Source organism: Herbidospora solisilvae (assembly GCF_009901565.1).
GTDB lineage: Bacteria > Actinomycetota > Actinomycetes > Streptosporangiales > Streptosporangiaceae > Herbidospora > Herbidospora solisilvae.
This window is the reverse complement of sequence record NZ_WXEW01000004.1, coordinates 331,841-356,690: the sequence shown is the minus strand read 5'-3', so window position 1 is coordinate 356,690 and position 24,850 is coordinate 331,841. Positions and strand designations below refer to the sequence as shown.

Below are 24,850 nucleotides of genomic sequence, written 5' to 3'. Positions count from 1 at the left end.
CGAATCCTATGCTGTCGCTTAGTTATGCGCTTGTGGTACGTTCCGACAGCTTGACGAATTCCCAGATCAGGCACGCTTTTAGCGGGGCGGTAGCTCAGCCGGTCAGAGCATCGGACTCATAATCCGTGGGTCGTGGGTTCAAGTCCCACCCGCCCTACTCACAACCCCAGGCCAAATCGTGGAAAGCGGACGGCCCTCCACAGGATATCCGGTGATCAACGCAAGATGATCATTGCACCGTGCCGGGAACGGCCCGGTGTGCCGCCGGGCCGTTCCGATGAGGGTCAGAGGCCCGATTCGGCCGTCAGCAGCGTCGTGTCGCCCTCCGTCAGGATCAGGCGCGCCTGGACGCCCGGCTCGACCGTGCCGCCGAGCCGCACCGCAGTGTCGGGCGAACCGGTGAACGTCTCGGAGTCGAGGGTCGCGCCCGTCGACGCGTCGACCAGGGTCGCGCGCAGGCGCTTGCCGATCGCCGTGGCGAACAGGCGGCCGGTGACCGTGCCCGACGCGTCGACCCTGACCTCGGCCGCGCCGTTGGCGTTGGCGTTGGTGACGCCGCCGAGGTCCATCGTGGGCAGGTAGGTCTCCGTCCACGACAGGGTCTGGCCGGCCTTCAGGACGGCGGGGGTGAAGAACTTCGGCGACGCGCCGGCCCACAGTTCGATGTACGGCCGGGCCGAGTTGCCCTTGGTGTAGACGTTGGTGTCGAAGGAGTTGTTCTGGCCCCACTCCCAGAACTTCATGCCCGGCGTCTTCTTGTTGTCGCCGACCCGGATGACGCCCTCGTTGTTCTCGTGGTTGATCACCCCCCACCAGTCGCCCTGGGGCAGCGTGGCGAGGTCCTGGCCGTAGGCGATGCCGTCGCGCGTCCAGTTGGACATCTGGTTGAGCTTGTCGAGCTTGAGCAGGCCGGAGCCGGCCGGGCCCGCGGGTTCCTCGACGCTCTCCATCCACCGGTAGCCGGGGTCGCGGTAGATCGTCTTGACCGGGGAGACGACCGACATGGTCGGCGACCCCTGGTCCGAGGGGGCGCCGGGGGCCAGGGTGGTGCAGGTCCAGTACTCGAAGCGCCTGTCCTCCGCGCCGGGGTTCTCGATGCCGACCGTCATGTCCAGAGTCGGTCTGCGGGCGTCGATCGTGTAGGTGACCGACGTCTTCAGGCCGGTGGCGCCGTAGACGTACCGGCTGGGCTTGTACGGGTAGTCGACGTCGTCGGTCTTGGTGATGGTGAGGGCGAAGCGGCCGTTCTCCTGCTTGATCGAGTAGTCCCAGGGGACGTTCCAGAACTTGCCGTGCTCGGCCTCGGTGAGCGTGGGGAACACGCCGCCCCAGACCATCAGCCAGTTCTGGTAGAACGGCGAGTTCCCGGGTGTCCCGGGGGCGGCGCTGGAGAAGCCGTAGGGGGTGCCGACCGGGTTGGTGTAGAAGAGGTCGTTGCCGGTGGGCTTGTAGATCATCGAGACCAGCCGGCCGCCGTACTCGGGGGCGAAGACGGCCTTCAGGTACTTGGTGTCGACCTCGATGGTCTTGATGGTCTGGCCGCTGACCTTGTCGGCCACGCCGTCGCGGCGGACCGAGACGCCGTCGTCGCTGACCCGGTGGTCGTAGCGCTGGAAGACCGTGGTGGCGCGGGTGTTCACCTTCAGGTAGTCGGGGCCGTGCGGGTTGAAGCCGGAGCCGGGCGGCCTCGGGTGCCGGGGGGCCTGCACGGGCACGGCGGCGGTGGCGGTGCCGGCCGTGCCGGTGACGTCCTTCAGCGCGCCCTCGACGAGGGCGACGGTGCCGCGTGAGCCGGGCTTGAGCGGGTCGTCGAGCTTGACGACAAGAGTGGAGGCGTCGGAGAAGTAGGCGGCGTCGTCGCGGAGCGCCTCGGCGGCGTCCCGGCCCGAGGTGGCACGCAGGCCGGAGAACCGCAGCAGGGCGCGGACCTGGGCGGCGGTCACGTTCGTGCCGCTCACGCCGGTCCGGGTCTCCTTGACGGGCAGCGCGCCGACCGAGGCGATCCGGCGGCTGAAGCGGATCTGGATGCGGTCGCCGGTGTCGGCGACCTCGGCCCCGGCGATCCTCGGGGCCTCGTAGGCGCCGCCGCCGCCGGTCACGTCGGCGGCGACCTCCGTGGTGGTCTGGCCCGCGTTCGTGGTCAGGCGCAACGCCGGGGCCAGTGCCAGCCGGTACGAGGCCGTGAGGTCGGCGCCGAAGTAGAGGCGGTACACGCGCTGGGCGGTGCCGGGGACGCCCTCGACGTACACGGGCCGGGAAACGGCGTCGCCGCCGGTCAGGGTGATGTCCGCGCCCGTGTAGGCGCCGGCCGGGACGCCCGACCAGACGGTGGTGGCGAACGTGACCTCGACCGTGCGGGTGTCGAGTCGTCTCGCGGAGGCGATCCGGGCGGGGGCGGCGTCGTCGGCGGTGCCCGCGAACCTGACGGGCGTGGTCGACGTGCCGGGCAGGGCGCGGCCGTCGGCGGAGCGGAAGAACAGGTCGCCGAGCGTGTCGGCGCCGCCGTCGAACCAGAGCTCGTAGGTCCCGGTGTCGAGGGTGACACCGGGGCCGAGGACCACCCGCAGGGTCCGGTGGCCGGGGGTGTCGACGGGACGCACGGTCGTGCCGGCGATCTGGGCGACCGGCCGGCCGTCGAGCGCGCCGCCGCTGATCTTGACGAACTGTCCCGCGTACGCCGGGTTCGCCGCCGTGAACTGCAGGATGTCCGGCCCGAGGGTGGAGTTGAACGTGATGTCGATCGACCGGTCGTCGACCGCGGTGACCTGGCTGATCCGCAGCGGCGCGTGCTGCCGCTGCGCGGCCGCAGCCGGTGGGGGGAGCGCCACGAGCGTGGTTCCCACTGAGGTCATCGCCAGGGCCAGGGCTAAGAGGGCGCGGTTCTTCACGGGGGTCCTCTCGAAATGTTCCGTCTGGCGGAACGCTGGACTGCGTGGTGGAATGGATGAGACGCTAAGTTGAAGGGATCAACCTGTCAATGGACCCCAAAACGGGAAATGCGCTCACCAAGGCACTGACCGTGCTGGAAGCGGCGGTCGCCGGTCCGGGCCCGCGCCGGTTCGCCGACATCTGCGCGGACGCCGGGGTGCCGAAGGCGAGCGTGCACCGCATCCTGTCGACGCTGGTGGAGCTGGGCTTCGTGGCCGCCGAGGGCGGCGGCAGCTACCGCGCCGGGATCCGGATGTTCGCGCTGGCCGAGGAGGTCAAGGCGGCGGGAGCGGGCGGGGTCGGCGAGGTGCTGACCCGGCTCTCGGCGGAGGTCCGGCAGACGGTGCACTTCGCGCTGCGCAGCGGGGACCACGCCGTGTACGTGCAGAAGGTCGAGGGGGACCGGCCCTACCGGATGGCCTCACGGGTGGGCATGCGGCTGCCGCTCCACTCGACCGCGATCGGCAAGTGCGTGCTCGCGCACCTCCCGCCCGACGAACTGGCGGCGGTCCTGGCCGCCGCCGGGCTGCCCGCCAGGACGCCCGCCACGTTGACCTCGTCCGGCCTGCTGGCGGCCGAGCTGGCCGGGATCCGTGAGCGGGGCTACGCCGTCGACGACGAGGAGAACGAGACGGCCATCCGCTGCCTGGGGGCTCCGGTCTTCGACCGGGCCGGGCACGTCGCGGGCGGCGTCAGCGTCTCCACGGTCGCGCCCCTGCTGTCGCGGGAGGAGCTGCTCTCGTTCGTCCCGGCCCTGCGGGCGGCCGCCTCGGCCGTGACGAACCTGCTCCACTAGGAAGCTCAGCCGATGTGGCTGACGATCTTCGGGCGCATCAGCATGGCCGCCAGGGCCGCCGCGGCGGTCGTGCCCGCCACCGCCAGGATCGTCGGCGTGGAGATCTCCACGCCCGCCGACGCCACGATCACCGCGGCCGTCGCGGCCACGCTCAGCACCGCCGTCGCCATCAGCAGGCTCGTGGTGGTCGTCGACTGCCGGCCCATGTACGCCGTCAGCGCCGCCCCCACGACCAGCAGCGAGCCCACCACGCCGAGCACCGGCGGCAGCGTCTCGGCCGTCACGTCGCCGCTGGCGAGCATCTCGGCGTGGGTCAGCACGTCGTACTCGCCGCCGAGGGTGGACTGCAGGCGGTTGCGCAGCTCGCCGGGGTCGACGTCGTCGGCGGCGCGGACGTGCACCACCTCGGTCTCCAGTGACCCGACCAGGTCGGCCGCCGTCATCGGCAGCACCCCCAGGGTGCCCCGCACGTCCAGCGTCGGGTTGCCCTGGGACTCGGTCACGCCGGTGATCTCGAAGGAGCGGTCGGCGCCGTTCCCGTGCACCGTGATCGTCTCGCCGACCTCCAGGTGCAGCTGGTCGGCGGTGCGCTGGTCGAGGACGGCGTCGGAGGCGCCGCGGGGGGCCTCGCCCTCCATGCCCGAGGACGACAGCAGCGCCATGTCCAGCGCGACCGCCTCCAGCGGGACCAGGGAACCGAAGCCGACCAGGCCCACCTCGCCGCCCTGGACGGGCACGACGGAGGCCACGCCCGGCACCGCGCGGATCTGCGCGACCGACGTCTCGGGCAAGGACGGGATCGTCGCGAGCCCCGGATATCCCGCCGGGAGGACGGCCGCGTCGAAGGGGGCTGCGCCGCCCGACAGGCAGCGCGCGAGGTGCCAGCCGGCGCCGGAAAGGTGGAGGCCCGTGCCGATCAGGAGCAGACCGGCGAGCGCCGCGACGACGCAACCCGCCAGCGCCCGGATCCGGCGACTGGTGCCCGACATTGAAGTCCCCCATACGAGTTCTGCTAAAAGGTCTCAGAACGGTCAACACCGCCGGGCCGCGAATAAAGCCCGACGGTGCTGAATCGACCGAAAGTTTTACGTTCTACGGGCGGGTGTACGCGAGGGTGAAGCTGCCCGACCCGCTGTAGCCGTGGACGCGGTACCGGTAGGTGCCCGCGGTGCCGGTGTAGGTGACGGTCTCGTCCGGGCCGGAGCTGGTGCCGCTGGCCACGTTGGTCCAGGTGGAGCCGCTCAGGCGCTGCAGGTACAGGTCGAAGTCGACCCCGTTCGGGCCGTCGAGGCACAGGCGGTGGGTGCCCGCGTTGGCGGTGAACTGGGCGCTGTAGGCGTTGCCGCCGCTGCTGACCGAGCCGGTGGTGGTGCTGGCGTAGCCGCTGCAGGTGCCGCCGCCGGGCGGGGTGCCCGTGGTGGTCAGGGTCAGGCCGTAGGCCGACAGGATCTCGTTGACCGGCTGGAAGTAGGTGGTGCCGCCGACGGTGCAGTTGCCGCTGCCGCCGGAGGTGACACCCTGGGCCTGGGTGCCGGAGATCCACGAGCCGCCCGAGTCACCGGGCTCGGCGCAGACGTTGGTGCGGGTCACGCCCGAGACGGTGCCCTCCCGGTAGGTGACCGACGTGCCGATCTGCTGGACGGTGCCGCAGTGCCAGCCCGTGGTGGATCCGGAGCGGCAGATCGAGCCGCCGACGACCTGCGCCGTCGAGCCCGACACGGTCGCGGAGGTGCCGGCCACGGTGGGGGTCGGCACCCAGTTGGAGTTCACCGCGACCCAGGCGTAGTCGTTGCCGGGGAACGAGGAGCCCTGGAAGGTGCCCTGCGCGACCCGGTTGTAGCCCTGGGTCGAGCTGCCGGCCGTGCCGCAGTGGCCCGCGGTGACGAATCCGGGGGTGCTGCCGCGGGTGACCGAGAAGCCGATGGAGCAGCGGCCCGAGTTGTTGATGTAGTAGGCGTCGCCGCCGCGCAGGTCGTAGTAGGGGACCGGCTGCTCGCTGGACGCGACGAAGGTCACGGCCGCCTTGTCGACCCCGGCGGAGGCCACGAACGCCTCGGCGGCGGCCTGGTCGCGGGTCTCGACGACGACCGAGTTCGACTTCACGTCGACGTAGTAGACGGGCACGGTCTGCGGGGCGGTGGCGGCGTCGAGCCGGTCTTTGAGCGTGGTCAGGTCGCCCAACGACCGGGTCACGACCTGCGCCTTGGCGCCGCCGGCCTCGATGGCGCCGACCTTGGACGCGTCGGTGGTCGCGACCGTCAGCGCGTTCGCGGTGTCGCCGCTGAGCCACGACCCGCCGAAGGCCGAGCCGAGGTCGGTGCGGACCTTGCCTTCGAGCTTGCTGAGCCGGGCCTCGTTGACGAGACGGAGCTGGGCCTGCTCGGCGGAGAGGTTGAGGTCGCGCTGGAGGGCCTCCAACATCGAGGGTGCCGGTTTCGCCGGCGCCGCGACGGCGGCCGGGGCGGAGGACAGGACGAGGGCGACGCCCATGGTGAGGGCGCTCGCCGCGCTCAGGATGTGCCTGCTGCGCATCGATTCTCCTTGGGGGCTGGGAGTGCCCTGAACGTAATCTCCAGGCACGCCCCCGAGGAGCCGTCGTTTGCCCCCTACCACCGTGTTATGGCCCGGCTACGGCATGGTTCCGTATCCCGGGTTCCGGGCCAGCCAGTTCGAGTAGGGGGCGCTCTGCCGGACGGCGTCCAGGTGGGAGAACTTGGCGTGGCTGACCACGGCCGGCGCCGACTGGGCGGCCGCGGTCTCCGGATGCCAGCCGAGCAGCTGCCGCCAGCGCAGCGGCGCCCCGCGTACGGGTAAGGCCACCATCCCCTCGCTGCGGCGGAACGTGGCCTGGCACAACGCCACGGCGCGGCCGACCCGCACCAGGTGGACGCAGGTCGCGACGTCGGTCTCGTAGATCGCAGACGGGGCGAACCCCGACCGCGACGCGGCCACGGCGAAGCACTCGCCGAAGCAGCCGTCGCCGGGGGTGACCGCCCACTGTTCCCTGGCGAAGTCGCCGAGCTCGACCTCCCGTTCTCCGGCCAGCGGATGGGAGTCGGCGACCAGCACGAACACCGGATCGTTGGCGACCATGGCCCACGACAGCGCCTCGTCGCCGGGGGGCCGGGAGTCGCCGCAGACCCCGATCAGGGCGAAGTCGAGCCGCCCGAGCATCACCTTGGTGGCCAGTTCCCCGGTCGACCACGAGGTGGCGGTGGTGATCACCGCGCCGGGCTCGGCCGCGGCCAGCCGGTCGACCAGGCCGCCCAGGATCGGCCCGTTTGCGGCGCCGATCCGGTAGCGGCGGCCGTCGGGTTCACCGTTGGCCAGCCGGGCGGCCTCCTCCTGCAGTTGCTGTACGGCGGGCAGCAGCACCTGTGCGCGGGCGAGCACCAGCTCCCCGAGTGCGGTGGGGCGGGAACCGGTGTGGTCCCGCTCGAACAGGCTGCCCCCGAGTGCCCGTTCGATCCGCTTCAACTGTGCCGTGAGCGCGGGCTGCGCGAGCCCGAGCGCACTGGCCGCCTTGGTGACGCTGCCGGTCTCGGCGACCATACGCACGATTCTGAGATGGCGGAGCTCCAGGTCCATAACGTGAAGGTATGACCCCCGAATAACTCCAGCAATGATGATTTGTCACACATTCTGACTAGTCATGTCGGAAAAGGTCTATCAAGACTCCGCCACCACCGTTACCCCCGGGCAACGGGCAGGGTAGGCCTCCCCAGACGAACGGGGGGCATGAGTGAGGACCTTTCTCGCGCTGGCGCTGCTGGTCGCCGTGGCCGCCTGTGGCCCCGAGAAGCCTCCGCAGACCGGTCCGGCCGAGATCATCGCCCGCGGGTTCAAGATCGGACTCATGCTCCCCGACCTGACGACCCCCCGGTGGGAGAAGTTCGACCGCCCGTACATCACCTCGTCGGTCGCCCAGCTCTGCCCCAACTGCGAGATCGTCTCGGTCAACGCCGAGGGCGACCCCGTCGCGCAGCGCCGCCAGCTCGACCAGTTCACCGCCCAGGGGATCAAGACCGTCATCCTGACCCCGGTGGACGCCCGCGGAATCCAGCCGTCGGTCGACCGCGCCGCCGCGCGGGCCGTCCGGATCGTCTCGTACGACCGTCTCGCGGAGGGCGCCATCGACGCCTACACCTCCTTCGACAACGTCGAGGTGGGCCGGTTGCAGGGCCAGGCCCTGGTCGACGCCATCAGGGCCCGCGGCCACGAGGGCCAGATCATCATGCTCAACGGCCCGACGACCGACCCCAACTCCGCCGAGTTCAAGGCCGGCGCCCACGCCGCCCTCGACGGGCGGGTCCGCATCGGCGCCGAGTACGACACCCCCGGCTGGAGCCCCGAGGAGGCCGAACGCGAGTCGGAGATGGCCATGGACCGCATCGGCCCCGCCAACATCGTCGGCGTGTACGCCGCCAACGACGGCCTCGCCGACGGCGCCGCGGCGTCGATCCGCGACTCGGGCATGCCCCCCGACACCCCGCTGACCGGCATGGACGCCGACCTGGAGGCCATCCACCGCATCATGCTCCGCACCCAGACGATGACCATCTACAAGCCGATCCAGCCCGAGGCGCAGAACGCCGCGCAGCTGGCCGTGGACCTGGGCGCCGGCCGACCGGTCCGGGGCACCAGCACGGTGAGCAACGACACCGAGCAGGCGATCCCCGCCATGATCACCAAGGCGATCGTGGTCACCCGGGACACGATCAAGGATACCGTGGTCAGGGACGGCTTCTGGACGGTCAACGAGGTCTGCAACCCGGCCACCATGAAGCCGGCGTGCGCGGAGCTAGGCATCGCCTGACGACTCGTCGGAGGGGTCGGGCACGTCCTTGGGCCGCAGCCGCTCCCACACCAGGAACACCCCGGCCAGCACCAGCATCCCGACCCCGGTCCACAGGTTGATGCGCACCCCCTCGGCCTTGGCGATCTCCTCGGCCCCGTCGAGGAGCCCGGCGACGACCAGGATCACGCCGTAGACGGCGAACAGGCCGCCCAGGATGCGGCGGATGTCGAACAACATCGAGTCCCCCTTACAGGAACGGCAGGTAGAAGGCGGCGGCCAGGACCAGCGCGCCGGATCCGAGGATCACCGGGGAGCGGTACCAGGCCCGGTCCCCGGCCAGGGAGTCGTCCTTGAGGTCGACGTCGGTCAGCCCGTACACCAGCCCCCGCAGCTCCTCCTCCGGCTTGGGCGTGGTCACCAGCGTGATCACGACCGACACGACCGCGTCGACGACGAACGCCGCCCCGGCGGCCACGAACGAGGCGTTCAGGTCGGTGCCGAGGTCGAGCACCCCCGCCCGGTAGGGGATGTAGACCGCGAACGCCGCCAGGGTGCCCGCGATGATGCCCCAGAAGCCCGCCCACGGGGTCATCCGCTTCCAGAACAGGCCGATGATGAACGTCGCGAACAGGGGCGCGTTGAAGAACGCGAACAGCGCCTGGAGGTAGTTCATGATGTTCGAGAACCCGGCCGCGATGAACGCCGTCCCGATGCCGGCCACCACACCGCCGACGGTGGCGACGCGCCCGAGACGTACATAGAACTCGTCGGGCTTGTCGCCGTTCACGTGACCCTTCCAGATGTCGTACGTGAACACGGTGTTGAACCCGGAGATGTTCGCCGCCATGCCGGCCATGAACGACGCCAGCAGACCGGTCACCGCGACCCCGAGCACCCCGTTGGGCAGGAACTCGTTCATGAGCAGCGGAATCGCGTAGTTGTAGGCGGGCCCGCCCTCCTTGCCCAGGTTCGAGAACAGCACCAGGGCGACGAGCCCCGGGATCACGGTCACGACCGGGATCAGCAACTTCGGATAGGCCGCCACGATCGGCGTCAGCCGCGCCGCGTTGGTGTTCCGCGCCGACAGGCCGCGCTGCACCTCGGCGAAGTTGGTCGTCCAGTAGCCGAACGACAACACGAACCCGAGCCCGAACACGATCCCGATCCAGCTCGCCCCCAGCGGGTTGTCCGTGGACGCGGTCGTCGACCAGGTGTGCAGCCCGCCCTCCCCGAGCACGCTCTCGCGGACCTTCTGCCCGAGCCCCTCGAAGCCCCCGACCCGGACCAGCCCCAGCACCACCACGGGAACGAGCCCCGCGATGATCACGAAGAACTGCATGACCTCGTTGTAGATCGCCGACGACAACCCGCCCAGGGTGATGTACGCCAGCACGATCGCCGCCGACACGATCACGGACAACCAGAGGGGCCAGCCGAGCAGCGCCTCCATGACGAGCGCGAGGGCGTAGAGGTTGATCCCCGCGATCAGCACCTGCGCGACGGCGAACGCGATGGCGTTGAACAACTGCGTGGCCGGATTGAACCGCCGCCGGAGGAACTCCGGCACGCTGTGCACCTTCGACCGGTAGTAGAACGGCATCATCACGACGCCGAGGAACACCATGGCCGGAATGGCGCCGATCCAGTAGTAGTGCACGGTCATGAGGCCGTACTGGGCTCCGTTGGCGGCCATGCCGAGGATCTCGATCGCCCCGAGGTTGGCGGAGACGAACGCGAGACCCGTGATCCACGCGGGCAGGGCACGCCCGGCGAGGAAGAAGTCGCTGGAGGAGCGGATGGCGCGGCGGGCGGCGAATCCGATGCCCACCACGACGGCGAAGTAGAGCGCCAGGATGAGATAGTCCAGCGCGTTGACGTCCAGGCGCAGGTCCTGGGGAGCAAGAGCGAGCACGGACCCCCGCTACCCCCGAACCTCACCGCCTCACGTGCGCTCCAGTGCGACGACCGGGATCTTGCGGCCGGCCGCCTTCTCGTGTTCGGAGAAGAACGGGTAGTTCTTCTTGATCTGCGACCACAACGCGTCGTACTCCGGGCCCTCCGTCGGCCGGGCCGTGGCGACGTAGACCTGGTCGCCGACCTCCACCGTGACCTCGGGGGTCTTCAGCAGGTTCCGGTACCACTCCGGGTCTTCGGGCGCGCCGGCGGCAGAGGCCATGACCAGCAGGTGGTCGCCCTCGATGACGTACATCATCGGGGTCGTGTGGGGGCGGCCGGTGACGCGGCCGCGGGTGGTGAGGATCAGCAGGGCGCGGCCCTCGAAGGGGCCGCCGCCCTTGTGGGCGCGGAACTCCTCGATCGTCCTGCGGTTGATCTCACGGATGTCGCCGTCAATCGGGTTGCTCATGCGCCTCATACTTGCCGGAAAAGAGGCTCTCAGTCCCACACCTCGGCGACCCGCGCGGCGACCGACGGCGCCTGGGCGAGGCCGGCCTTGAAGGCGGGGGCCCACAGGCCGGGGTCGAGGACGTTGGTGCCGAACACGGCCTTGGCGGCCTCGTCGGGGCCGATCGACGCGGTCTTGGACGCGCCGGTCTTCTCCAGTTCCCGGGCCAGGCGCTCGGGCGGGACCATACCGGTGAGGGGTTCGAGCACGACGACCGTGCCGGCGCCCCTGGCCAGGTCGGCGTTGGTGCCGCTGCGCACGCCGCCGTCCATGTAGCGGGCGCCGTTGATCTCGACCGGCGGGTAGACGCACGGGACGGCGCAGCTGGAGGCGACGGCGAGGGTGAGCTCGACGCCCGACTCGCGGGTCCAGACGACGAACTGGCCGGTGGCGGCGTCGACGGCGGTGACCTGGAGGTCGCGCTCGGGCCACACCTTCACCGGGAGCCGGTCGCCGACCGACTCGATCCGGGCCATGCCGTCGACCACGGGGAGGGCCAGGGCCAGTTCGCCGACCCTCCGGCGGGCCTCCTTGGGGTCGATGCTCGGGTCGAAGAGGATGCCGAACGCCTGCATGACCGGCGCCATGTCGACGGCCGGGCGGGGCCCGTGGTCGGACGTGCTCTGCCGCGCGACGGCCCGCTCCAGATCGGCGCCGGTGGCGATGAGGGTGCCGACGACGGAACCGGCGGACGTGCCGATGATCGTGTCGGCGGCCCCCAGGTCGACGCCCTCGCGCCGCAGACCGGTCACGATCCCTGCCTCCCAGGCGATGCCGGCGATGCCTCCGCCACCCAGGACCAATGCTCTCGTCATGTACCGAATTATGTTCTATCGGCGTCGTCTGCGGGAGGCCGCCCCTGCAGCTCCCGGAACTCCGTCATGACGGCCTCTCTGGCCTCGGGGGTGAGGTGGTCGATGTAGAGGATGCCGTTCAGGTGGTCGGTCTCGTGCTGGAAGCAGCGGGCCAGGACGCCCGTGCCGACCACCGTGATCGGCTCGCCGCGCAGGTCGAAGCCGTGGACGGTGGCCACGTTGGGGCGGCCCAGGGCGGCGCGGGGGCCGGGGACCGACAGGCAGCCCTCGCCGCCGACGTCGAACTCCTGCTCGTCGGCGGGGGGCAGCTCCAGGGTCGGGTTGACGACCACGCCCTTCTGGAAGACCTCGTCGGCGTCGGGGCAGTCGTAGACGAAGACGCGCAGGTCGACGCCGATCTGGTTGGCGGCCAGGCCGACGCCTTCGGCGGCGTACATGCTCTCGAACATGTCGTCGGCCAGGGCCGCGAGTTCGTCGTCGAACTTCTCCACCGGGCGGCACGGGGTGTGCAGGACCGGCGTCCCGACGATCGTGATGGGTCTCATGTGGTCCATTGTCGCAGCGGTCTCCACCTGAGATAGTTGGTTTGGTAATCAAACCAAGTTCCATGCACGCGCTGGGCGGACGGTCAGGGTCCCCACCTGATCGTGCATGGCCGGTTATCCATTCACGGAGGAGAAACCGTCCATGCGAAGAAAGATCGTCAGCATGCTCGCGATCGCCGCCCTGGTGCTGGTCGCGGCGGTGGTGCGGATGGCGCCGGCGGGGGCGGTCGCCTCCGATCCGTACACGTACAAGAACGTGCGGATCGACGGCGGCGGGTTCGTGCCGGGCATCGTGTTCAACCCGACCGAGCGGAACCTCATCTACGCTCGGACCGACATCGGGGGCATGTACCGCTGGGAGCAGTCGACCACGTCGTGGAAGCCGCTGCTCGACTGGGTCGGGTTCACGAACTGGGGCTACAACGGGGTCGACAGCATCGCGACCGACCCGGTGCAGACCAACCGTGTCTACGCGGCCGTGGGCATGTACACCAACTCGTGGGACCCGAACAACGGGGCGATCCTGCGGTCGACGAACAAGGGGGACTCCTGGTCGGTCACCCCGCTGCCGTTCAAGATGGGCGGCAACATGCCCGGCCGGGGCATGGGGGAGCGGCTGGCCGTCGACCCCAACCGCAACTCCACCCTCTACCTGGGCGCGCCGATGGGCAACGGCCTGTGGCGGAGCACCGACTACGGCGCGACCTGGGCCAAGGTGACCAGCTTCCCGAACGCCGGGAACTACAGCGACGACCCGAGCGACCCCAACGGCTACACCAGCCACCAGCCCGGCGTCGTGTGGGTGACCTTCGACAAGCGCACCGGCACGTCCGGCAACGCCACCCAGACGATCTACGTCGGCGTGGCCGACAAGGCCAACACCGTCTACCGGACGACCAACGGCGGCACCACCTGGGAGCGGCTGCCCGGCACCCCGACCGGCTACATCGCCCACAAGGGCGTGCTCGACCACGTCAACGGCTACCTCTACCTCGCCACCTCCGACACCGCCGGGCCCTACTCCGGGGCCAAGGGCGACGTCTGGCGCTACGCCACCGCGACCGGCACCTGGACGCAGATCTCGCCGATCCCGTCGAGCAGCGGCGACGCCTACTTCGGCTACTCCGGCCTGACCATCGACCGCACCAACCCGAGCACGATCATGGTGGCCACGCAGATCTCCTGGTGGCCCGACGTGATCTTCTGGCGGTCGACCGACTCGGGGGCGACCTGGACGCGGATCTGGGACTACACCTCGTACCCGAACCGTAGTTTCCGCTACAAGATGGACATCAGCTCCGCGCCGTGGCTCAGCTGGGGGGCCAACCCGCAACCCCCCGAGGTCACGCCCAAGCTGGGCTGGATGACCGAGTCGATGGAGATCGACCCCTTCGACGGCAACCGCTTCATGTACGGCACCGGCGCCACCATCTACGGCTCGACCGACCTGAAACTGTGGGACACCGGCGGCCAGCTCACCATCAAGCCCATGGTGAAGGGCCTGGAGGAGACCGCCGTCCTCGACCTCGTCAGCCCGCCCACCGGCAGCGCACCGCTGATCTCGGGCCTGGGCGACATCGGCGGGTTCCGGCACACCGACCTCGACGCCGTGCCGCCCATGATGTTCCTGCAGCCCAACTTCACCTCGACGACCTCGCTCGACTACGCCGAGCTCAACCCCTCGACCATGGTCAGGGTCGGCAACTTCACCGAGGCCGACCGGCCCAATGACAACCACGTGGCCTTCTCGACCGACGGCGGCGCCAACTGGTTCCAGGGCCAGGAGCCCGGCGGGATCAACAACGGCGGCACGGTCGCGGCGGCGGCCGACGGCAGCCGCTTCGTGTGGGCGCCCGGCGACGCCGGGGCCTCGGTCGTCTACTCGGTCGGCTACGGCAACACATGGCAGACCGCGAGCGGGGTGCCGTCGGGCGCGCGGGTCGAGTCCGACCGGGTGAACCCGCAGAAGTTCTACGCCTTCGCCGACGGGCGCTTCTACGTCTCCACCAACGGCGGCCAGACCTTCACCGCCTCGGCGGCCACCGGCCTGCCCACGACGGCGCGCTTCAAGGCGGTGCCGGGGCGCGAGGGCGACATCTGGCTGGCCGGCGGCGCGGGCCTGTGGCGGTCGACCAACTCCGGCACGTCGTTCACCAAGATTTCCAACGTGGAGGAGTCGGACAACGTCGGCTTCGGCAAGGCGGCCCCCGGGCAGTCGTACATGGCGATCTTCCTCGTCGCGAAGATCGACGGGGTGCGCGGCGTCTTCCGCTCCGACGACGCCGGCGCGACGTGGGTGCGCATCAACGACGACCAGCACCAGTACGGCAACATCGGCGAGGCCATCACCGGCGACCCGAGGATCTACGGCCGCGTCTACCTGGGCACCAACGGCAGAGGCATCCTGTACGCCGACCGCACCGGCCCCACCCCGTCGCCGTCGCCGTCACCGAGCCCCAGCCCGTCGCCGAGCCCGAGTCCGTCGCCGAGCCCGAGCCCGAGCCCGAGTCCCAGCCCCTCGCCGTCGCCCTCCCCGAGCCCCAGTCCGTCGCCCAACCTCGGTAAGGCCTGCGCGGCGACGTACACGATCACGAACTCCTGGCCCGGCGGGTTCGGCGCGAGCGTGACCGTCCGGAACAGCGGGACCAGCGCGATCACCGGCTGGACGGTCCGCTGGACCTGGGCCAACGGGCAGACCGTCAGCCAGCTCTGGAACGGCGTCCACTCCGCGAGCGGCGCGCAGCAGACGGTCGTGAACATGAACTACAACGGCAACCTGAACCCGAACGGCACGACCTCGTTCGGCTTCAACGCCAGTCAGTCCGGCACGAACCCGATCCCGAGCGTGACCTGCACGCCCGCCTGACCCCGAGACGACCGGCCAGGACGCTTTCCGTCCTGGCCGGTCCGCGGCCTCACTCGGCGGGCGGCGGCACCACCTCGGGCAGGTCGTCGGTCCACTCGGCGGTGGTGATGTCGATCGTGTTGCCGGGTGAGGTGACGATGCTGCGCAGCAGCCCGGTCTCCGGGTCCACGACCAGCGTGAACGACGAGTCCTTGACGTCCACCGTCACCCCGTGGCCGCCGTCGACGTCGCCGGTGCTCGACACGATCGGCAACGCCGCGATGGCCCGCAACACGCCCGCCCTGACCTGCGGCGGGATCGGCACGTCATAGAGCAGGTAGGACATCGAGAGGGCGACGTAGCCGTCCTCGCCGACCCGGGGCCTCTCGCCCTTCAGGCCCTCGCGCATGCCCTTGAGGGCCAGCTCCTTCAGCGCGTCCGGATCGGTCGGGAGCTCCTGGAGCTCCTGGTAGGTGAACGAGTGGTCGAGCACCCAGAAGTCGCCGGACTTCGGGTTGTCCATGGCCTTGCCGTCGGGGGTGCCGCCGAAGAGGTGCCCGTCGGATCGGCGGTACCACCATTCGGCCCGCCACGACTCGTCCTTCCGGCCCTTCACGATCTTGTCGGACCCGGTGTGCTCGATGACGACGTGCCAGTACTTCCCGGGCTCCTCGGCCACGCGCTGGGCGGTGTCGGCGGCGGCGAGCAGGATCTGCCGGCCGGTGAGCTGGACCGGCGCGCTCACGCTGGGCCGCGCCTCGGCCGGGGCCGGCTGGGGGGTGGCCGAGGGCAGCAGCGTGATCACCGCGGCGGCCGACGCGCCGAGGGTGAGCACTCCGGCGGCCAGCAGGCCGCGCCTCCGGGGGGCGGGCCGGCGGGCGGCGTTCATGAGCCGGTGCCGGCCCCGGTCGATCGTGTCCTGCGAGGGTTCCTTGGCCAGCGCGACGCGCAGCGACTCAAGGTCATCCATTGAACGACTCCTTGCCGATCAGTTTGCGAAGCTTCGTGCGGGCACGGCTCAGCCGGGAGCCGACCGTGCCGTAGGAGACGCCGAGCGCCTCGGCGACCTCCTCGTGGGAGAGCTGGGCCAGGGCCACGAGCAGCAGCACGTCGCGTTCCCCGCGGTTCAGCGACGCCAGCGCCCGCACCAGGTCGGCGTGCAGCCGTCCGGCCGCGACGGAGGCGAGCACGCGGGTCTCGTGGCTCTCGGCGTCCGGCTCGGCGCCCGTGCGGGCCAGCGCCTGGTAGTGCCGTGCTTCCTTCCGCCGATGGCGGGCGACCAGGTTGGTGGCTATCCCGAACAACCAGGGCCGCAGGCCGCCGCGTCCGGGGTCGAATCTGGCCCGCAGCCGGAAGGCGGTGAGGAAGGTCTCCGCCGCGAGGTCGTCGGCGGCGTCCTCGCCGAGCCGTCCGGCCACGTAGCGGTAGACGTCTCGGAAGTAGTGGTCGTAGACGCGGGTGAACGCCTCCGGATCCCGCCGGAATCCGGCGACGAGCTCGGTGTCTCCCACCTGCTCGCCGATATCGGCCGTCATGGGTGCCCCCCGGGCGAAGCGGTCATCTGACATCTGCACTCCGCCGCAGGCCCGAATCGCTTTCCCGCATTCTGGCGGGCGCCGCGAGCCCTCCTTGGGGCGGACCCCGAAATGTCGGTATACGACCCACGGATCAGGTCGAATGGTCCATCTGGCTGAAAGTCCGCTGCAAGGGCTCTGGTTATGCTGGCCGTGGGGGTGACACCTATATGGCTATGGCCGGGCCCACCGATCCCGACGTCGATCCGAAGACGCCGGTCGCGGTGGACAACAGTGGAATCAAGGGACGGCTCGACCGTTTCCGCGCGACCCGTACGGGCGCCCTGACCCTGAAGATCGTGATCGGCACGATCGGCGGGGCCATGGTGATCGGCGGGCTCATCATGGTGCCGTTCCCGGGGCCGGGCTGGCTGGTCGTGTTCGCCGGGCTGGCCGTCCTGGCGACCGAGTTCAGCTGGGCCCACCGGGTGCTGGAGTTCGCCAAGCGTTACGTCACCATCGCGACCGACTGGCTGAAGCGGCAGAACTGGGCGGTGCGGATCATCGCCGGCGCCCTGACGTTCGCGGTGGCCTTCGCGATCGTGTGGGGATGCCTGAAGCTCACCCTGGGCTTCGACATGGTCGAGTTCGGGCTGAACTTCCTCAGGCGTTGAGCAGGCGCCGCTCCGCGAGGGCGGCCAGCACGCGTGACCCGTCGGCCATCACCGAGTCGTCGAACTCGGTCTCGGGGGAGTGGTTGGTCGCACAGGTCGCCGGGTCGGCCCCCTTCGCGTGGGCGCCCAGCACGAGGAACGCGCCCGGCACCGCGTCGAGGACGAACGAGAAGTCCTCCGACCCGGTGGCCGGGCGCGGCATCGTCAGATACCGGTCGGTCCCCACGATCTCCGGCACGACCTCCGCCGCGAACGCGGCCTCCGCGGCGTCGTTGACCGTCACCGGGTAGCCGATCCCGAACGAGCACTCCGCGCGCAGCCCGTGGGCCTCCGCGATGCCCGTCGCCAGCCGGACCACCCCTTCTTTGACCTTGTCCCGCGTCTCGGCGGAGAACGCCCGGATCGTCGCCTGGAACCAGGCCTCCTCGGGGATCACATTGTCGGCCGTGCCGGCGTGGAACTGCCCGACGGTGATCACGACCGGGTCGAACACGTCGAAGGCCCGGGTCGTGTACGTCTGCAGCTGGCTCACGATCTCGCAGCCCACCTGGACGGGGTCGAGCGCCCGGTGCGGCGTGGACCCGTGGCCGCCCCGCCCGCGCACGGTCACGTCGAACGTGTCGGCGGCGGCCAGGACCGGGCCGGGTTTGGTGACGAACCAGCCGCTCGGCACGATGGCCGAGAACACGTGCAGGCCGTACGCGGCGACGACGCGGCTGCCCGAGGCGTCCAGGACGCCCTCGTCGATCATCAGCTTGGCGCCCTCGTGGCCCTCCTCGCCGGGCTGGAACATGAAGACGACGTCGCCCGTCAGGTGCTCGCGGCGCTCCGCGAGCAGCCGGGCGGCGCCCACGAGCATGGCGGTGTGCAGGTCGTGGCCGCAGGCGTGCATCGCGCCGTCGATCGCCGACCGGTAGTCGACCGGGACACGTTCCCGGATCGGGAGGGCGTCCATGTCGGCCCGCAGCAGCACGCTCTTTCCCTCGCTCCGCCCGCCGCGCAGCACGGCGGTGACCGAGGTGAGCCTCTCGCCGGTGGTGACCTCCAGGGGCAGCCCGTCGAGGGCGGCCAGCACCTTCTCCTGCGTCCGTGGCAGATCGAGGCCGATCTCGGGCTCCCGGTGGATGGCTCGCCGCAGTTTTTCCAGCTCGTCCTGAAAGGTCATGTCTCATCCTCGACCGGGTCGCGGATCGTCTTCAACGCGGCGCGCCTTTTCGACCACGCTCCGTCGCTGACTGTGATTCTGTGATTACTTTCTGTCGTCGTCGCCGGGAGGAATCATGCTCGTTCCGCTCGCTCTCACCGCATTGCTCTCGGGCGGGGTCTCCATCACCATCGAGAACGGCGTGACCGAGTTGTCGGGCCGGGTGGAATACGCGGTCCAGGTGGTCAACCGGGAGCCCCGGCCGGTCCAGGCCGACGTGCGGATCGCGTTCCCGCCGGGCCTGACGAACCTGCGCGCCGAGGGCGCGACCCTCTCGACGGACCACGCCGGCTGGGAGGCGCTGCTGCCGACCGGCACCAGCACGTTCCGGCTGAGCGGCCGGGCCGACGGCGGGCGGCCGTCCGACGCCGTCGCCGCCACGGCCTGCGTCTACCTGGAGAACCCGACGCGGCCCGAGGTGTGCGCGAGCGACATCGACATGATCGGCGTCAGGGGCGACTGGAGCCTGCTCGGCGTGGTGGCGCTGCTGATGGCGCTGACCGGGGCCGGGGGCGCGGCCTACCTGCTGATGCGCACACGGCGTACCGTCACGGAGCTGGCCGCGCCGTCGGACCGGGAGCCGGAGCGGGTCTGATCCCCAGGAAGGCGCGCGCCTCGGTCGTGGTCATCGGGGGCCGCTGGGCCAGCCGGGCCGCCTCGGCCGCGCGGGCGACGAGCTCCTCGTTGCCGCGCACCGGGCGGCCCTTGGCGTAGGTGAGGGTGTCCTCCATGCCGACCCGCAGGTGGCCGCCCCCGGCGAGGGCGGCGAACATGACCGGGAGCGTGGCGCGGCCGATCCCGGTCGCCGACCAGGTGGCCCCCGGTGGCAACTGGCCGACCGCCGCGGCGACCGTGCGCAGGTCGCCGGTGAACCCGCCGGGCACGCCCATGACCAGGTCGCAGTGCACCCGCCCGCCGGCGGGCGGGCCGTAACGGTCGAGCAGCCGGTTCATGGTGGCGACGTGGCCGAGGTCGAACAGCTCGAACTCCGGCACGACGCCCCGGGCCTGGGTCTCCTGGTAGAGCTCGGCCACGAACCCCCACGGGTTCATGAAGACGTCGTCGCCGAAGTTCACCGTGCCGCAGGTGAGGGAGCAGGCGTCGGGGGCGGCGTCCAGGACCCTGAGCCGGTCGGTGTACGGGTCGTGCACCGACCCGCCGGTGGAGAGCTGGACGACCAGGTCGGTCTCCCGCAGCGCCGCGACCGTCTCCATGAGCAGCCCCAGGTCCAGCGTGGGCCGCGCCTCGGCGTCGCGGATGTGGACGTGGATCACCGCGGCCCCCGCCGCCTCGCACGCCCTGGCCGTGGCGAGCAGTTCGCCGAGGGTCACCGGCAGGGCGGGCACGTCGGCCTTGGCCGATTCCGCGCCGGTCGGGGCGACGGTGATGAGGGTGCTGGACATATCCGGATATTGCCCCCTTGTTCCGGGGCGGGACAAGATGCTTTCCTGAGTCGAGACTCAGGGAAGGGTGGTGGGACCATTGCCGACGGCCTCTCCGATCGGGCTGCACCGGGTGTTGTCGCCACCGGGCGTGCTCCCTCAGGCGGCCCGGCGGCTGGACGCCTCGCCGGGCCTGTGGCCGGGGGAGACCCGCCTGCGGGTCGAACGGCTGAACCTCGACGCGGCGTCGTACCGCCAGCTGCACGGGAAACACCACGGCGACGGCGCGGCGGTGCGCGGTGAGGTGCTGGAGATCATCCGCACCCGCGGCAAGATGCACAACCCGGTCACCGGGTCGGGCGGCATGCTGGTCGGCGTGGTCGAGGAGGGCCCGGCCTTCCCGGCCGGAACCCGGGTCGCCACGCTCGTCTCCCTCACCCTGACCCCGCTGGTCATCACCTCGACGACCTGGGACGGGTTGTCGGAGCAGGTCCCCTGCGACGGCCACGCGATCCTCTTCGAACGGTCGGTCGCGGCGGAGCTGCCGGACGACCTGCCGGTCCCGCTGGCACTGGCGGTCATGGACGTCTGCGGCGCCCCCGCGCTGACCGACCGCGTTGTCCGGAGATATCGCGATCCGGTGGTGGCGGTGCTCGGGGCGGCCGGGAAGAGCGGGTCGCTCTCGCTGGCCGCCGCGCGCCGGGCCGGGGGCCGGACGATCGGGGTGGTGGTGAACGAGCGGGAGGCCGCGACGGTCGAAGGGCTCGCCGACGAGGTGCTGGTCGCCGACGCCCGCGACGCCGTGGCGCTGTCGGACCTGAGGGCCGACGTCACGGTGGTCTGCGTGGACGTGCCCGGTTGCGAGCACGCCGCGATCCTGGCCACCCGCGACGGCGGGACCGTGGTCTTCTTCTCCATGGCGACCTCGTTCTCCGCCGCCGCGCTGGGCGCCGAAGGGCTCGGCGCCGACGTCACCATGCTGATCGGCAACGGCTACGCCCCCGGCCATGCGGAGCTGGCGCTGCGGCTGCTGCGCGAGGAACCCGGCGTCCGGGCCGCGTTCGAGGAGCGGCTGCGATGAAGCTCGGCCTCGACCCCGCCGTGGTGCGCAGGGCCCGCGACCTGGCCGCCCGCGCCGCCGAACCGGTCATCGAGATGGCCCGCACCCACACGACGGTCTCGGTCGAACGGGCCGTGCTCCGGCTCGCGGGCGTCACCGGCGCCGACGCCGACGGCATCCCGTGGGTCAACCGGATCGTGGACGCCGTACGCGACCAGGCAGGCCTGGAACACGGTGTCGCGCTGCCGTTCTTCGCGGCCGCGAACTGGCGCTCCATGAGGTTCGAGCTGCCGACGGGGGCCGAGCGGGACCGGGCCCTGGCCCGGGCCCGCGCGGCGGTCGGGGCGGGCGTCGCCCGGATCGACCGCAACCGCGCCGACCGCGACCGGCTGCTCGCCCGGCACGGCGACCCGGGCCAACCCTGGATCTATTTGATCGTCGCGACCGGCGACATCCACGAGGACATCCCGCAGGCCCAGGCCGCCGCCCGCGAGGGCGCCGACGTCATCGCGGTCATCCGCTCGACCGGGCAGTCGCTGCTCGACTACGTGCCCGAGGGCGCGACCCGCCACGGGTACGCCGGGACGTACGCGACCCAGGAGAACTTCCGCCTCATGCGGGCCGCCCTCGACGAGGTGTCGGCGGAACTGGGCCGCTACGTCAGGCTGACGAACTACGCCAGCGGCCTGTGCATGCCCGAGATCGCCACGCTGGCCGGGCTCGAACGGCTCGACATGATGCTCAACGACTGCATGTACGGCATCATCTTCCGCGACATCAACCCCCGCCGGACCTTCGTCGACCAGCGGTTCTCCCGCCAGATCCACGCCCGCGCCGGGATCGTCATCAACACCGGCGAGGACAACTACCTGACCACCGCCGACGCGATCGACGCCGCGCACACCGTCGTCGCCTCGCAACTGCTGAACGAGCGCTTCGGCCACGAGGCGGGCCTGACCGACCGGCAGCTCGGCCTCGGCCACGCCTTCGAGATCAACCCGCGGATCCCCGACTCGTTCCGCCTGGAGCTGGCGCACGCGCAGCTCGTGCGGGAGCTCTTCCCGGACGCGCCGCTGAAGTACATGCCGCCCACCAAGCACATGACCGGCAACATCTTCGCCGGGTACCTGCTCGACGCGTTCTTCAACCTGGCCGGGGTGATGACCGGCCAGTCGATCATCCTCATCGGCATGATGACCGAGGGCATCCACACCCCCTGGCTCTCCGACCGCGACCTCGCGCTGGAGAACGTCCGCTACGTCCGCCGGGCGGCCGGCGACCTGTCGGAGGACTTCACCCCCGGCCCCTTCATCCGCGAGCGCGCCGCGCGGGTGTTGTCGGAGACCGTCGACCTGCTGCACCGGGTCGCCGACGACGGCCTGCTCAACGCCATCGCCGACGGCGTGTTCGGGGTGACCAAGCGCCCCGCCGACGGCGGCCGGGGCCTCGACGGCGTGATCGAGAAGGCCGCCGGCTACGTGAACCCCGCGACCGAGATCCTGGAGGCGGCCCCGTGACCGTCGAGACGATGAAACAGATCATCCGCCCGTACGGCGACACGACGGGCGACGCGATGATCCAGGTCAGCTTCACCCTGCCGGTCCCGCACGGCCCGCGCGCCGAACTGGCGGCGCTGCAACTGGCCGGGAAGATGGGCCTCGACCCGGCGAGCGTGGTGCACAGCAAGGCCATGGGCCCCGACTTCACCTTCTTCATCGTGTACGGGAAGGCGACCCACCTGATCGACTACGCCGGCATCGTGGCGCCGGAGGGCCGGGAGTTCGAGCTGCTGACGCCGGCCCAGGTCAACACCGCCGTCAAGGCCGGCCTGGGCCGGCGGCTGGTCGTGGTCGGCGCCTGCATCGGCACCGACGCCCACACGGTCGGCATCGACGCGATCCTCAACGTGAAGGGGTTCGCGGGGGAGAAGGGCCTGGAGTACTACCGGGAGATCGAGGTCCACAACATGGGCGCGCAGGTGGCCGTCGGCGACCTCGTGGCGAAGGCGAAGGCGGTGGACGCCGACGCGGTGCTCGTCTCCCAGGTGGTGACCCAGAAGAGCGCCCACATCCACAACACCAAGCAGATGGCCGCCGCCTTCACCGAGGCCTACCCGACCTCCCTGACGGGCGGCCTCGGCCGTCCCCTGCTGATCGTGGGCGGCCCCCGCTTCGACACGGTCACCCCATCGGACCTGGGCGTCGACCGCATCTTCGGCAAGGGCACCACACCGGGTGAGGTGGCGAGCTACCTCGTCCACGCGCTGGTGCGGGAATGAGGGTCACCCACCGGCGCTACGTGCCGGCCTCCCACGCCCACTACGGCGGCTCGCTGGTCGACGGCGCCTACGTCCTCGGCCTGTTCGGCGACGTCGCGACCGAGGTCTGCATCCGGATGGACGGCGACGAGGGCCTGTTCGCCTCCTATCAGGACGTGCAGTTCCGGGCCCCGGTCGTCGCGGGCGACGTGGTCGAGGTGACGGCCGAGGTGACCCGCGTGGGCACCCGCAGCAGGACGCTGGCCTTCGAGGCGCGGGTGGTCTGCCGGGCCCGGCCCGATCTGTCGCCGTCGGCGAGCGAGGTGCTCGACCCGCCCCTCGTGGTCACGACGGCGACCGGCACGGTCGTGGTCCCCGCCAAATAGTATCGAATGAGAATGTAACGATTAATATCGTCTCATGACTCATGAGACTTCCGCCTCGGGGCCGTTCGCCCTCGGCCTCCTGCTGCGCCAGGCGCACTGGCGTGCGGCCGCGGTGATGACCGAGGCGTTCCGCCCTCTCGGCATCGAGCTGCGGCACTTCGCCGTGCTGGTCGTGCTGGTCGACCGCGGGCCCACCGTGCAGCGTGACCTGGCGCCGGCGACGGGCTCGGACAAGGCCGGGATCATGCGGGTCGTCGACGACCTGGAGCGGATGGGGCTGGCCGTGCGCAGGCCCGTCCCGGGTGACCGGCGCGTGCGGGCGGTGGAGATCACCCCCGAGGGCCGCGAGCTCTTCGACGCGGCCCAGGCGGCGGCGGAGCCGCTGGCCGAGCGGCTGGTCGCCCACCTCAAGCCCGGAGAGGCCGAGGTGCTGCGGGATCTGCTGACCCGGTTCGCCTATCCGGCGGAGTCGCCTTCGTCACATAGTATCGATTGATACCATCACATGTGATACCGTCGTATATGTAACGGGATGGGGGTGTGATCGTGAACGTCTACGAAGCGGTCACCAGCCGACGGGCGGTGCGCGGATTCACCGGCAGGCAGGTGCCGAGAGAGGTGCTGGAGCGGGTGCTGGCCGCCGCGGCGTGGTCGCCGTCGGGGTCGAACCTCCAGCCGTGGCACGTCTACGTGCTGACCGGCGAGCCCCTGGCCGAGCTCAAGAAGCGGGCGGGCGCGCGCGTGGCCGCGGGCGACGCCTGGGACGAGCGCGAATACCCGATGTACCCGGCCGACCTGAAGTCCCCCTACCGGGAACGCCGGGCCGCCTTCGGCAAGGAGCGCTACGGCGCGCTCGGCGTGCGGCGCGACGACTGGGAGTCGCGCCAGCGGGCGGCCGCCGCGAACTGGCAGTGCTTCGGCGCCCCCGCCGCCCTGTTCTGCTACATCGACGCCGACATGGGCCCGCCCCAATGGGCCGACGTCGGCATGTACCTGCAGACCGTCATGCTGCTGCTGCGCGCCGAGGGGCTGCACAGCTGCCCGCAGATGGCCTGGTCGGTCTACCGCACGACCGTCGCGGAGGTGCTGTCGCCCCCCGAGGGGCTCGTCCTCTTCTGCGGCCTGTCGATCGGCTACGAGGACGTCACGGTGCGGCACCCGCGCACGGGCCGGGCCCCGCTCGACGAGACCGTCACCTTCGTGGAGGGCGCGGGACGGCGGCTCCAGGCGGCCTGACGGCGC

24 protein-coding genes and 1 tRNA gene are annotated in these 24,850 nt (G+C 70.9%); 12 read left to right on the top strand and 13 right to left on the bottom strand.

What is annotated here, in order from left to right; genetic code table 11:
• Positions 1-83 precede the first annotated feature (83 nt).
• A tRNA-Ile gene (locus GT755_RS14965) sits at positions 84-157 on the top strand.
• A gap of 127 nt (positions 158-284) precedes the next feature.
• Here GT755_RS14965 and GT755_RS14960 read toward each other — a convergent pair.
• Positions 285-2,888, bottom strand: a complete 2,604-nt coding sequence (locus tag GT755_RS14960; RefSeq protein WP_161480323.1) for a DUF5107 domain-containing protein — start codon at positions 2,886-2,888, stop codon at positions 285-287.
• Positions 2,889-2,977: 89 nt separating this feature from the next.
• Between GT755_RS14960 and GT755_RS14955 the strand changes: the two genes are divergently transcribed.
• Positions 2,978-3,724 carry an IclR family transcriptional regulator gene (locus tag GT755_RS14955; protein ID WP_161480322.1) on the top strand — a complete coding sequence of 249 codons (747 nt, stop codon included), beginning with the start codon at positions 2,978-2,980 and terminating at the stop codon, positions 3,722-3,724.
• 5 nt (positions 3,725-3,729) lie between these two features.
• Here GT755_RS14955 and GT755_RS14950 read toward each other — a convergent pair whose 3' ends face one another.
• From GT755_RS14950 to GT755_RS14940, 3 genes are all read right to left on the bottom strand, one after another.
• Positions 3,730-4,713 carry an ABC transporter permease gene (locus GT755_RS14950; protein WP_161480321.1) on the bottom strand — a complete coding sequence of 328 codons (984 nt, stop codon included), beginning with the start codon at positions 4,711-4,713 and terminating at the stop codon, positions 3,730-3,732.
• A 103-nt stretch (positions 4,714-4,816) separates the two neighbouring features.
• A complete protein-coding gene (locus tag GT755_RS14945) occupies positions 4,817-6,256 on the bottom strand; it encodes a S1 family peptidase (protein WP_161480320.1) in 1,440 nt (479 codons plus the stop codon).
• Positions 6,257-6,352: 96 nt separating this feature from the next.
• The gene (locus GT755_RS14940) at positions 6,353-7,312 is read right to left on the bottom strand and encodes a LysR family transcriptional regulator (RefSeq protein WP_161480319.1); all 960 of its coding nucleotides are present in this window, start codon (positions 7,310-7,312) and stop codon (positions 6,353-6,355) included.
• Positions 7,313-7,466: 154 nt separating this feature from the next.
• On the opposite strand from GT755_RS14940, the gene GT755_RS14935 reads away from it, so the two are divergent.
• Positions 7,467-8,540 (top strand): sugar ABC transporter substrate-binding protein, encoded by a 1,074-nt coding sequence (locus tag GT755_RS14935; protein ID WP_161480318.1) that lies wholly within the window; start codon positions 7,467-7,469, stop codon positions 8,538-8,540.
• On the opposite strand, the gene GT755_RS14930 is transcribed toward GT755_RS14935, so the two are convergent.
• Genes GT755_RS14930 through def form a run of 5 tightly spaced genes read right to left on the bottom strand, consistent with a single transcriptional unit; the run spans position 8,526 to position 12,286 of the window.
• The gene (locus tag GT755_RS14930; protein ID WP_051759199.1) at positions 8,526-8,759 is read right to left on the bottom strand and encodes a hypothetical protein; all 234 of its coding nucleotides are present in this window, start codon (positions 8,757-8,759) and stop codon (positions 8,526-8,528) included. The two genes, GT755_RS14935 and GT755_RS14930, sit on opposite strands and share 15 nt — an antisense overlap.
• A gap of 10 nt (positions 8,760-8,769) precedes the next feature.
• A complete protein-coding gene (locus GT755_RS14925) occupies positions 8,770-10,434 on the bottom strand; it encodes a sodium:solute symporter family protein (protein WP_161480317.1) in 1,665 nt (554 codons plus the stop codon).
• A 30-nt stretch (positions 10,435-10,464) separates the two neighbouring features.
• Complete coding sequence (locus tag GT755_RS14920) at positions 10,465-10,887, bottom strand: nitroreductase/quinone reductase family protein (protein WP_161480316.1); 423 nt, start codon at positions 10,885-10,887, stop codon at positions 10,465-10,467.
• Between the two features lie 29 nt (positions 10,888-10,916).
• Complete coding sequence (locus GT755_RS14915) at positions 10,917-11,741, bottom strand: patatin-like phospholipase family protein (RefSeq protein WP_161480315.1); 825 nt, start codon at positions 11,739-11,741, stop codon at positions 10,917-10,919.
• Positions 11,742-11,749: 8 nt separating this feature from the next.
• Positions 11,750-12,286, bottom strand: a complete 537-nt coding sequence (def, locus tag GT755_RS14910; RefSeq protein ID WP_407929411.1) for a peptide deformylase — start codon at positions 12,284-12,286, stop codon at positions 11,750-11,752.
• A gap of 142 nt (positions 12,287-12,428) precedes the next feature.
• Here def and GT755_RS14905 point away from each other — a divergent pair, with 142 nt between their 5' ends.
• The gene (locus GT755_RS14905; RefSeq protein WP_161480313.1) at positions 12,429-15,152 is read left to right on the top strand and encodes a cellulose-binding domain-containing protein; all 2,724 of its coding nucleotides are present in this window, start codon (positions 12,429-12,431) and stop codon (positions 15,150-15,152) included.
• A 49-nt stretch (positions 15,153-15,201) separates the two neighbouring features.
• Here the strand turns inward: GT755_RS14905 and GT755_RS14900 are convergent, their stop codons facing one another.
• Together GT755_RS14900 and GT755_RS14895 are read right to left on the bottom strand one after the other, a co-directional pair.
• Entirely contained in the window at positions 15,202-16,101 is a 900-nt protein-coding gene (locus tag GT755_RS14900; RefSeq protein ID WP_161480312.1) for a CU044_5270 family protein, read from the bottom strand.
• Positions 16,094-16,666: an RNA polymerase sigma factor gene (locus GT755_RS14895; protein WP_161480311.1), complete on the bottom strand. Its 573-nt coding sequence runs from the start codon at positions 16,664-16,666 to the stop codon at positions 16,094-16,096. Before GT755_RS14895 ends, GT755_RS14900 begins: the two co-directional genes overlap by 8 nt.
• Positions 16,667-16,875: 209 nt before the next feature.
• On the opposite strand from GT755_RS14895, the gene GT755_RS14890 reads away from it, so the two are divergent.
• Positions 16,876-17,319, top strand: coding sequence for a TIGR02611 family protein (locus GT755_RS14890; protein ID WP_161480310.1), 444 nt, complete (start codon positions 16,876-16,878; stop codon positions 17,317-17,319).
• Here the strand turns inward: GT755_RS14890 and GT755_RS14885 are convergent.
• Positions 17,309-18,484 (bottom strand): M20 metallopeptidase family protein, encoded by a 1,176-nt coding sequence (locus tag GT755_RS14885; RefSeq protein WP_161480309.1) that lies wholly within the window; start codon positions 18,482-18,484, stop codon positions 17,309-17,311. The two genes, GT755_RS14890 and GT755_RS14885, sit on opposite strands and share 11 nt — an antisense overlap.
• 115 nt (positions 18,485-18,599) lie before the next feature.
• Between GT755_RS14885 and GT755_RS14880 the strand changes: the two genes are divergently transcribed.
• Complete coding sequence (locus tag GT755_RS14880; protein ID WP_161480308.1) at positions 18,600-19,118, top strand: hypothetical protein; 519 nt, start codon at positions 18,600-18,602, stop codon at positions 19,116-19,118.
• Here the strand turns inward: GT755_RS14880 and GT755_RS14875 are convergent.
• Positions 19,072-19,926 (bottom strand): BKACE family enzyme, encoded by an 855-nt coding sequence (locus GT755_RS14875; RefSeq protein WP_161480307.1) that lies wholly within the window; start codon positions 19,924-19,926, stop codon positions 19,072-19,074. The two genes, GT755_RS14880 and GT755_RS14875, sit on opposite strands and share 47 nt — an antisense overlap.
• A gap of 79 nt (positions 19,927-20,005) precedes the next feature.
• Here GT755_RS14875 and kdd point away from each other — a divergent pair, with 79 nt between their 5' ends.
• Genes kdd through GT755_RS14845 form a run of 6 tightly spaced genes read left to right on the top strand, consistent with a single transcriptional unit; the run spans position 20,006 to position 24,844 of the window.
• A complete protein-coding gene (gene kdd / locus GT755_RS14870) occupies positions 20,006-20,986 on the top strand; it encodes an L-erythro-3,5-diaminohexanoate dehydrogenase (protein WP_202610039.1) in 981 nt (326 codons plus the stop codon).
• A complete protein-coding gene (gene kamD / locus GT755_RS14865) occupies positions 20,983-22,482 on the top strand; it encodes a lysine 5,6-aminomutase subunit alpha (protein WP_161480306.1) in 1,500 nt (499 codons plus the stop codon). The genes kdd and kamD overlap by 4 nt, the downstream gene beginning before the upstream one ends.
• Positions 22,483-22,493: 11 nt before the next feature.
• On the top strand, positions 22,494-23,243 hold the full coding sequence (gene kamE / locus GT755_RS14860) for a lysine 5,6-aminomutase subunit beta (protein ID WP_202610038.1): 750 nt from the start codon (positions 22,494-22,496) through the stop codon (positions 23,241-23,243).
• A complete protein-coding gene (gene kal / locus GT755_RS14855) occupies positions 23,240-23,608 on the top strand; it encodes a 3-aminobutyryl-CoA ammonia lyase (protein WP_161480304.1) in 369 nt (122 codons plus the stop codon). Before kamE ends, kal begins: the two co-directional genes overlap by 4 nt.
• Before the next feature lie 34 nt (positions 23,609-23,642).
• A complete protein-coding gene (locus GT755_RS14850; protein ID WP_161480303.1) occupies positions 23,643-24,104 on the top strand; it encodes a MarR family winged helix-turn-helix transcriptional regulator in 462 nt (153 codons plus the stop codon).
• Positions 24,105-24,154: 50 nt separating this feature from the next.
• The gene (locus tag GT755_RS14845) at positions 24,155-24,844 is read left to right on the top strand and encodes a nitroreductase (protein WP_161480302.1); all 690 of its coding nucleotides are present in this window, start codon (positions 24,155-24,157) and stop codon (positions 24,842-24,844) included.
• Positions 24,845-24,850 lie beyond the last annotated feature (6 nt).

Bases quoted from the DNA above. Each gene is read 5' to 3' on its own strand.
- GT755_RS14890 (WP_161480310.1), top strand. From the start codon at position 16,876: ATGGCTATGGCCGGGCCCACCGATCCCGACGTCGATCCGAAGACGCCG.
- GT755_RS14955 (WP_161480322.1), top strand. From the start codon at position 2,978: ATGGACCCCAAAACGGGAAATGCGCTCACCAAGGCACTGACCGTGCTG.
- GT755_RS14885 (WP_161480309.1), bottom strand. From the start codon at position 18,484: ATGACCTTTCAGGACGAGCTGGAAAAACTGCGGCGAGCCATCCACCGG.
- kamE (WP_202610038.1), top strand. From the start codon at position 22,494: ATGAAACAGATCATCCGCCCGTACGGCGACACGACGGGCGACGCGATG.
- GT755_RS14880 (WP_161480308.1), top strand. From the start codon at position 18,600: ATGCTCGTTCCGCTCGCTCTCACCGCATTGCTCTCGGGCGGGGTCTCC.
- GT755_RS14905 (WP_161480313.1), top strand. From the start codon at position 12,429: ATGCGAAGAAAGATCGTCAGCATGCTCGCGATCGCCGCCCTGGTGCTG.
- GT755_RS14895 (WP_161480311.1), bottom strand. From the start codon at position 16,666: ATGACGGCCGATATCGGCGAGCAGGTGGGAGACACCGAGCTCGTCGCC.
- kamD (WP_161480306.1), top strand. From the start codon at position 20,983: ATGAAGCTCGGCCTCGACCCCGCCGTGGTGCGCAGGGCCCGCGACCTG.
- GT755_RS14850 (WP_161480303.1), top strand. From the start codon at position 23,643: ATGACTCATGAGACTTCCGCCTCGGGGCCGTTCGCCCTCGGCCTCCTG.
- GT755_RS14915 (WP_161480315.1), bottom strand. From the start codon at position 11,741: ATGACGAGAGCATTGGTCCTGGGTGGCGGAGGCATCGCCGGCATCGCC.
- kal (WP_161480304.1), top strand. From the start codon at position 23,240: ATGAGGGTCACCCACCGGCGCTACGTGCCGGCCTCCCACGCCCACTAC.
- GT755_RS14940 (WP_161480319.1), bottom strand. From the start codon at position 7,312: ATGGACCTGGAGCTCCGCCATCTCAGAATCGTGCGTATGGTCGCCGAG.
- def (WP_407929411.1), bottom strand. From the start codon at position 12,286: ATGAGACCCATCACGATCGTCGGGACGCCGGTCCTGCACACCCCGTGC.
- GT755_RS14950 (WP_161480321.1), bottom strand. From the start codon at position 4,713: ATGTCGGGCACCAGTCGCCGGATCCGGGCGCTGGCGGGTTGCGTCGTC.
- GT755_RS14900 (WP_161480312.1), bottom strand. From the start codon at position 16,101: ATGGATGACCTTGAGTCGCTGCGCGTCGCGCTGGCCAAGGAACCCTCG.
- GT755_RS14920 (WP_161480316.1), bottom strand. From the start codon at position 10,887: ATGAGCAACCCGATTGACGGCGACATCCGTGAGATCAACCGCAGGACG.
- GT755_RS14945 (WP_161480320.1), bottom strand. From the start codon at position 6,256: ATGCGCAGCAGGCACATCCTGAGCGCGGCGAGCGCCCTCACCATGGGC.
- GT755_RS14930 (WP_051759199.1), bottom strand. From the start codon at position 8,759: ATGTTGTTCGACATCCGCCGCATCCTGGGCGGCCTGTTCGCCGTCTAC.
- GT755_RS14875 (WP_161480307.1), bottom strand. From the start codon at position 19,926: ATGTCCAGCACCCTCATCACCGTCGCCCCGACCGGCGCGGAATCGGCC.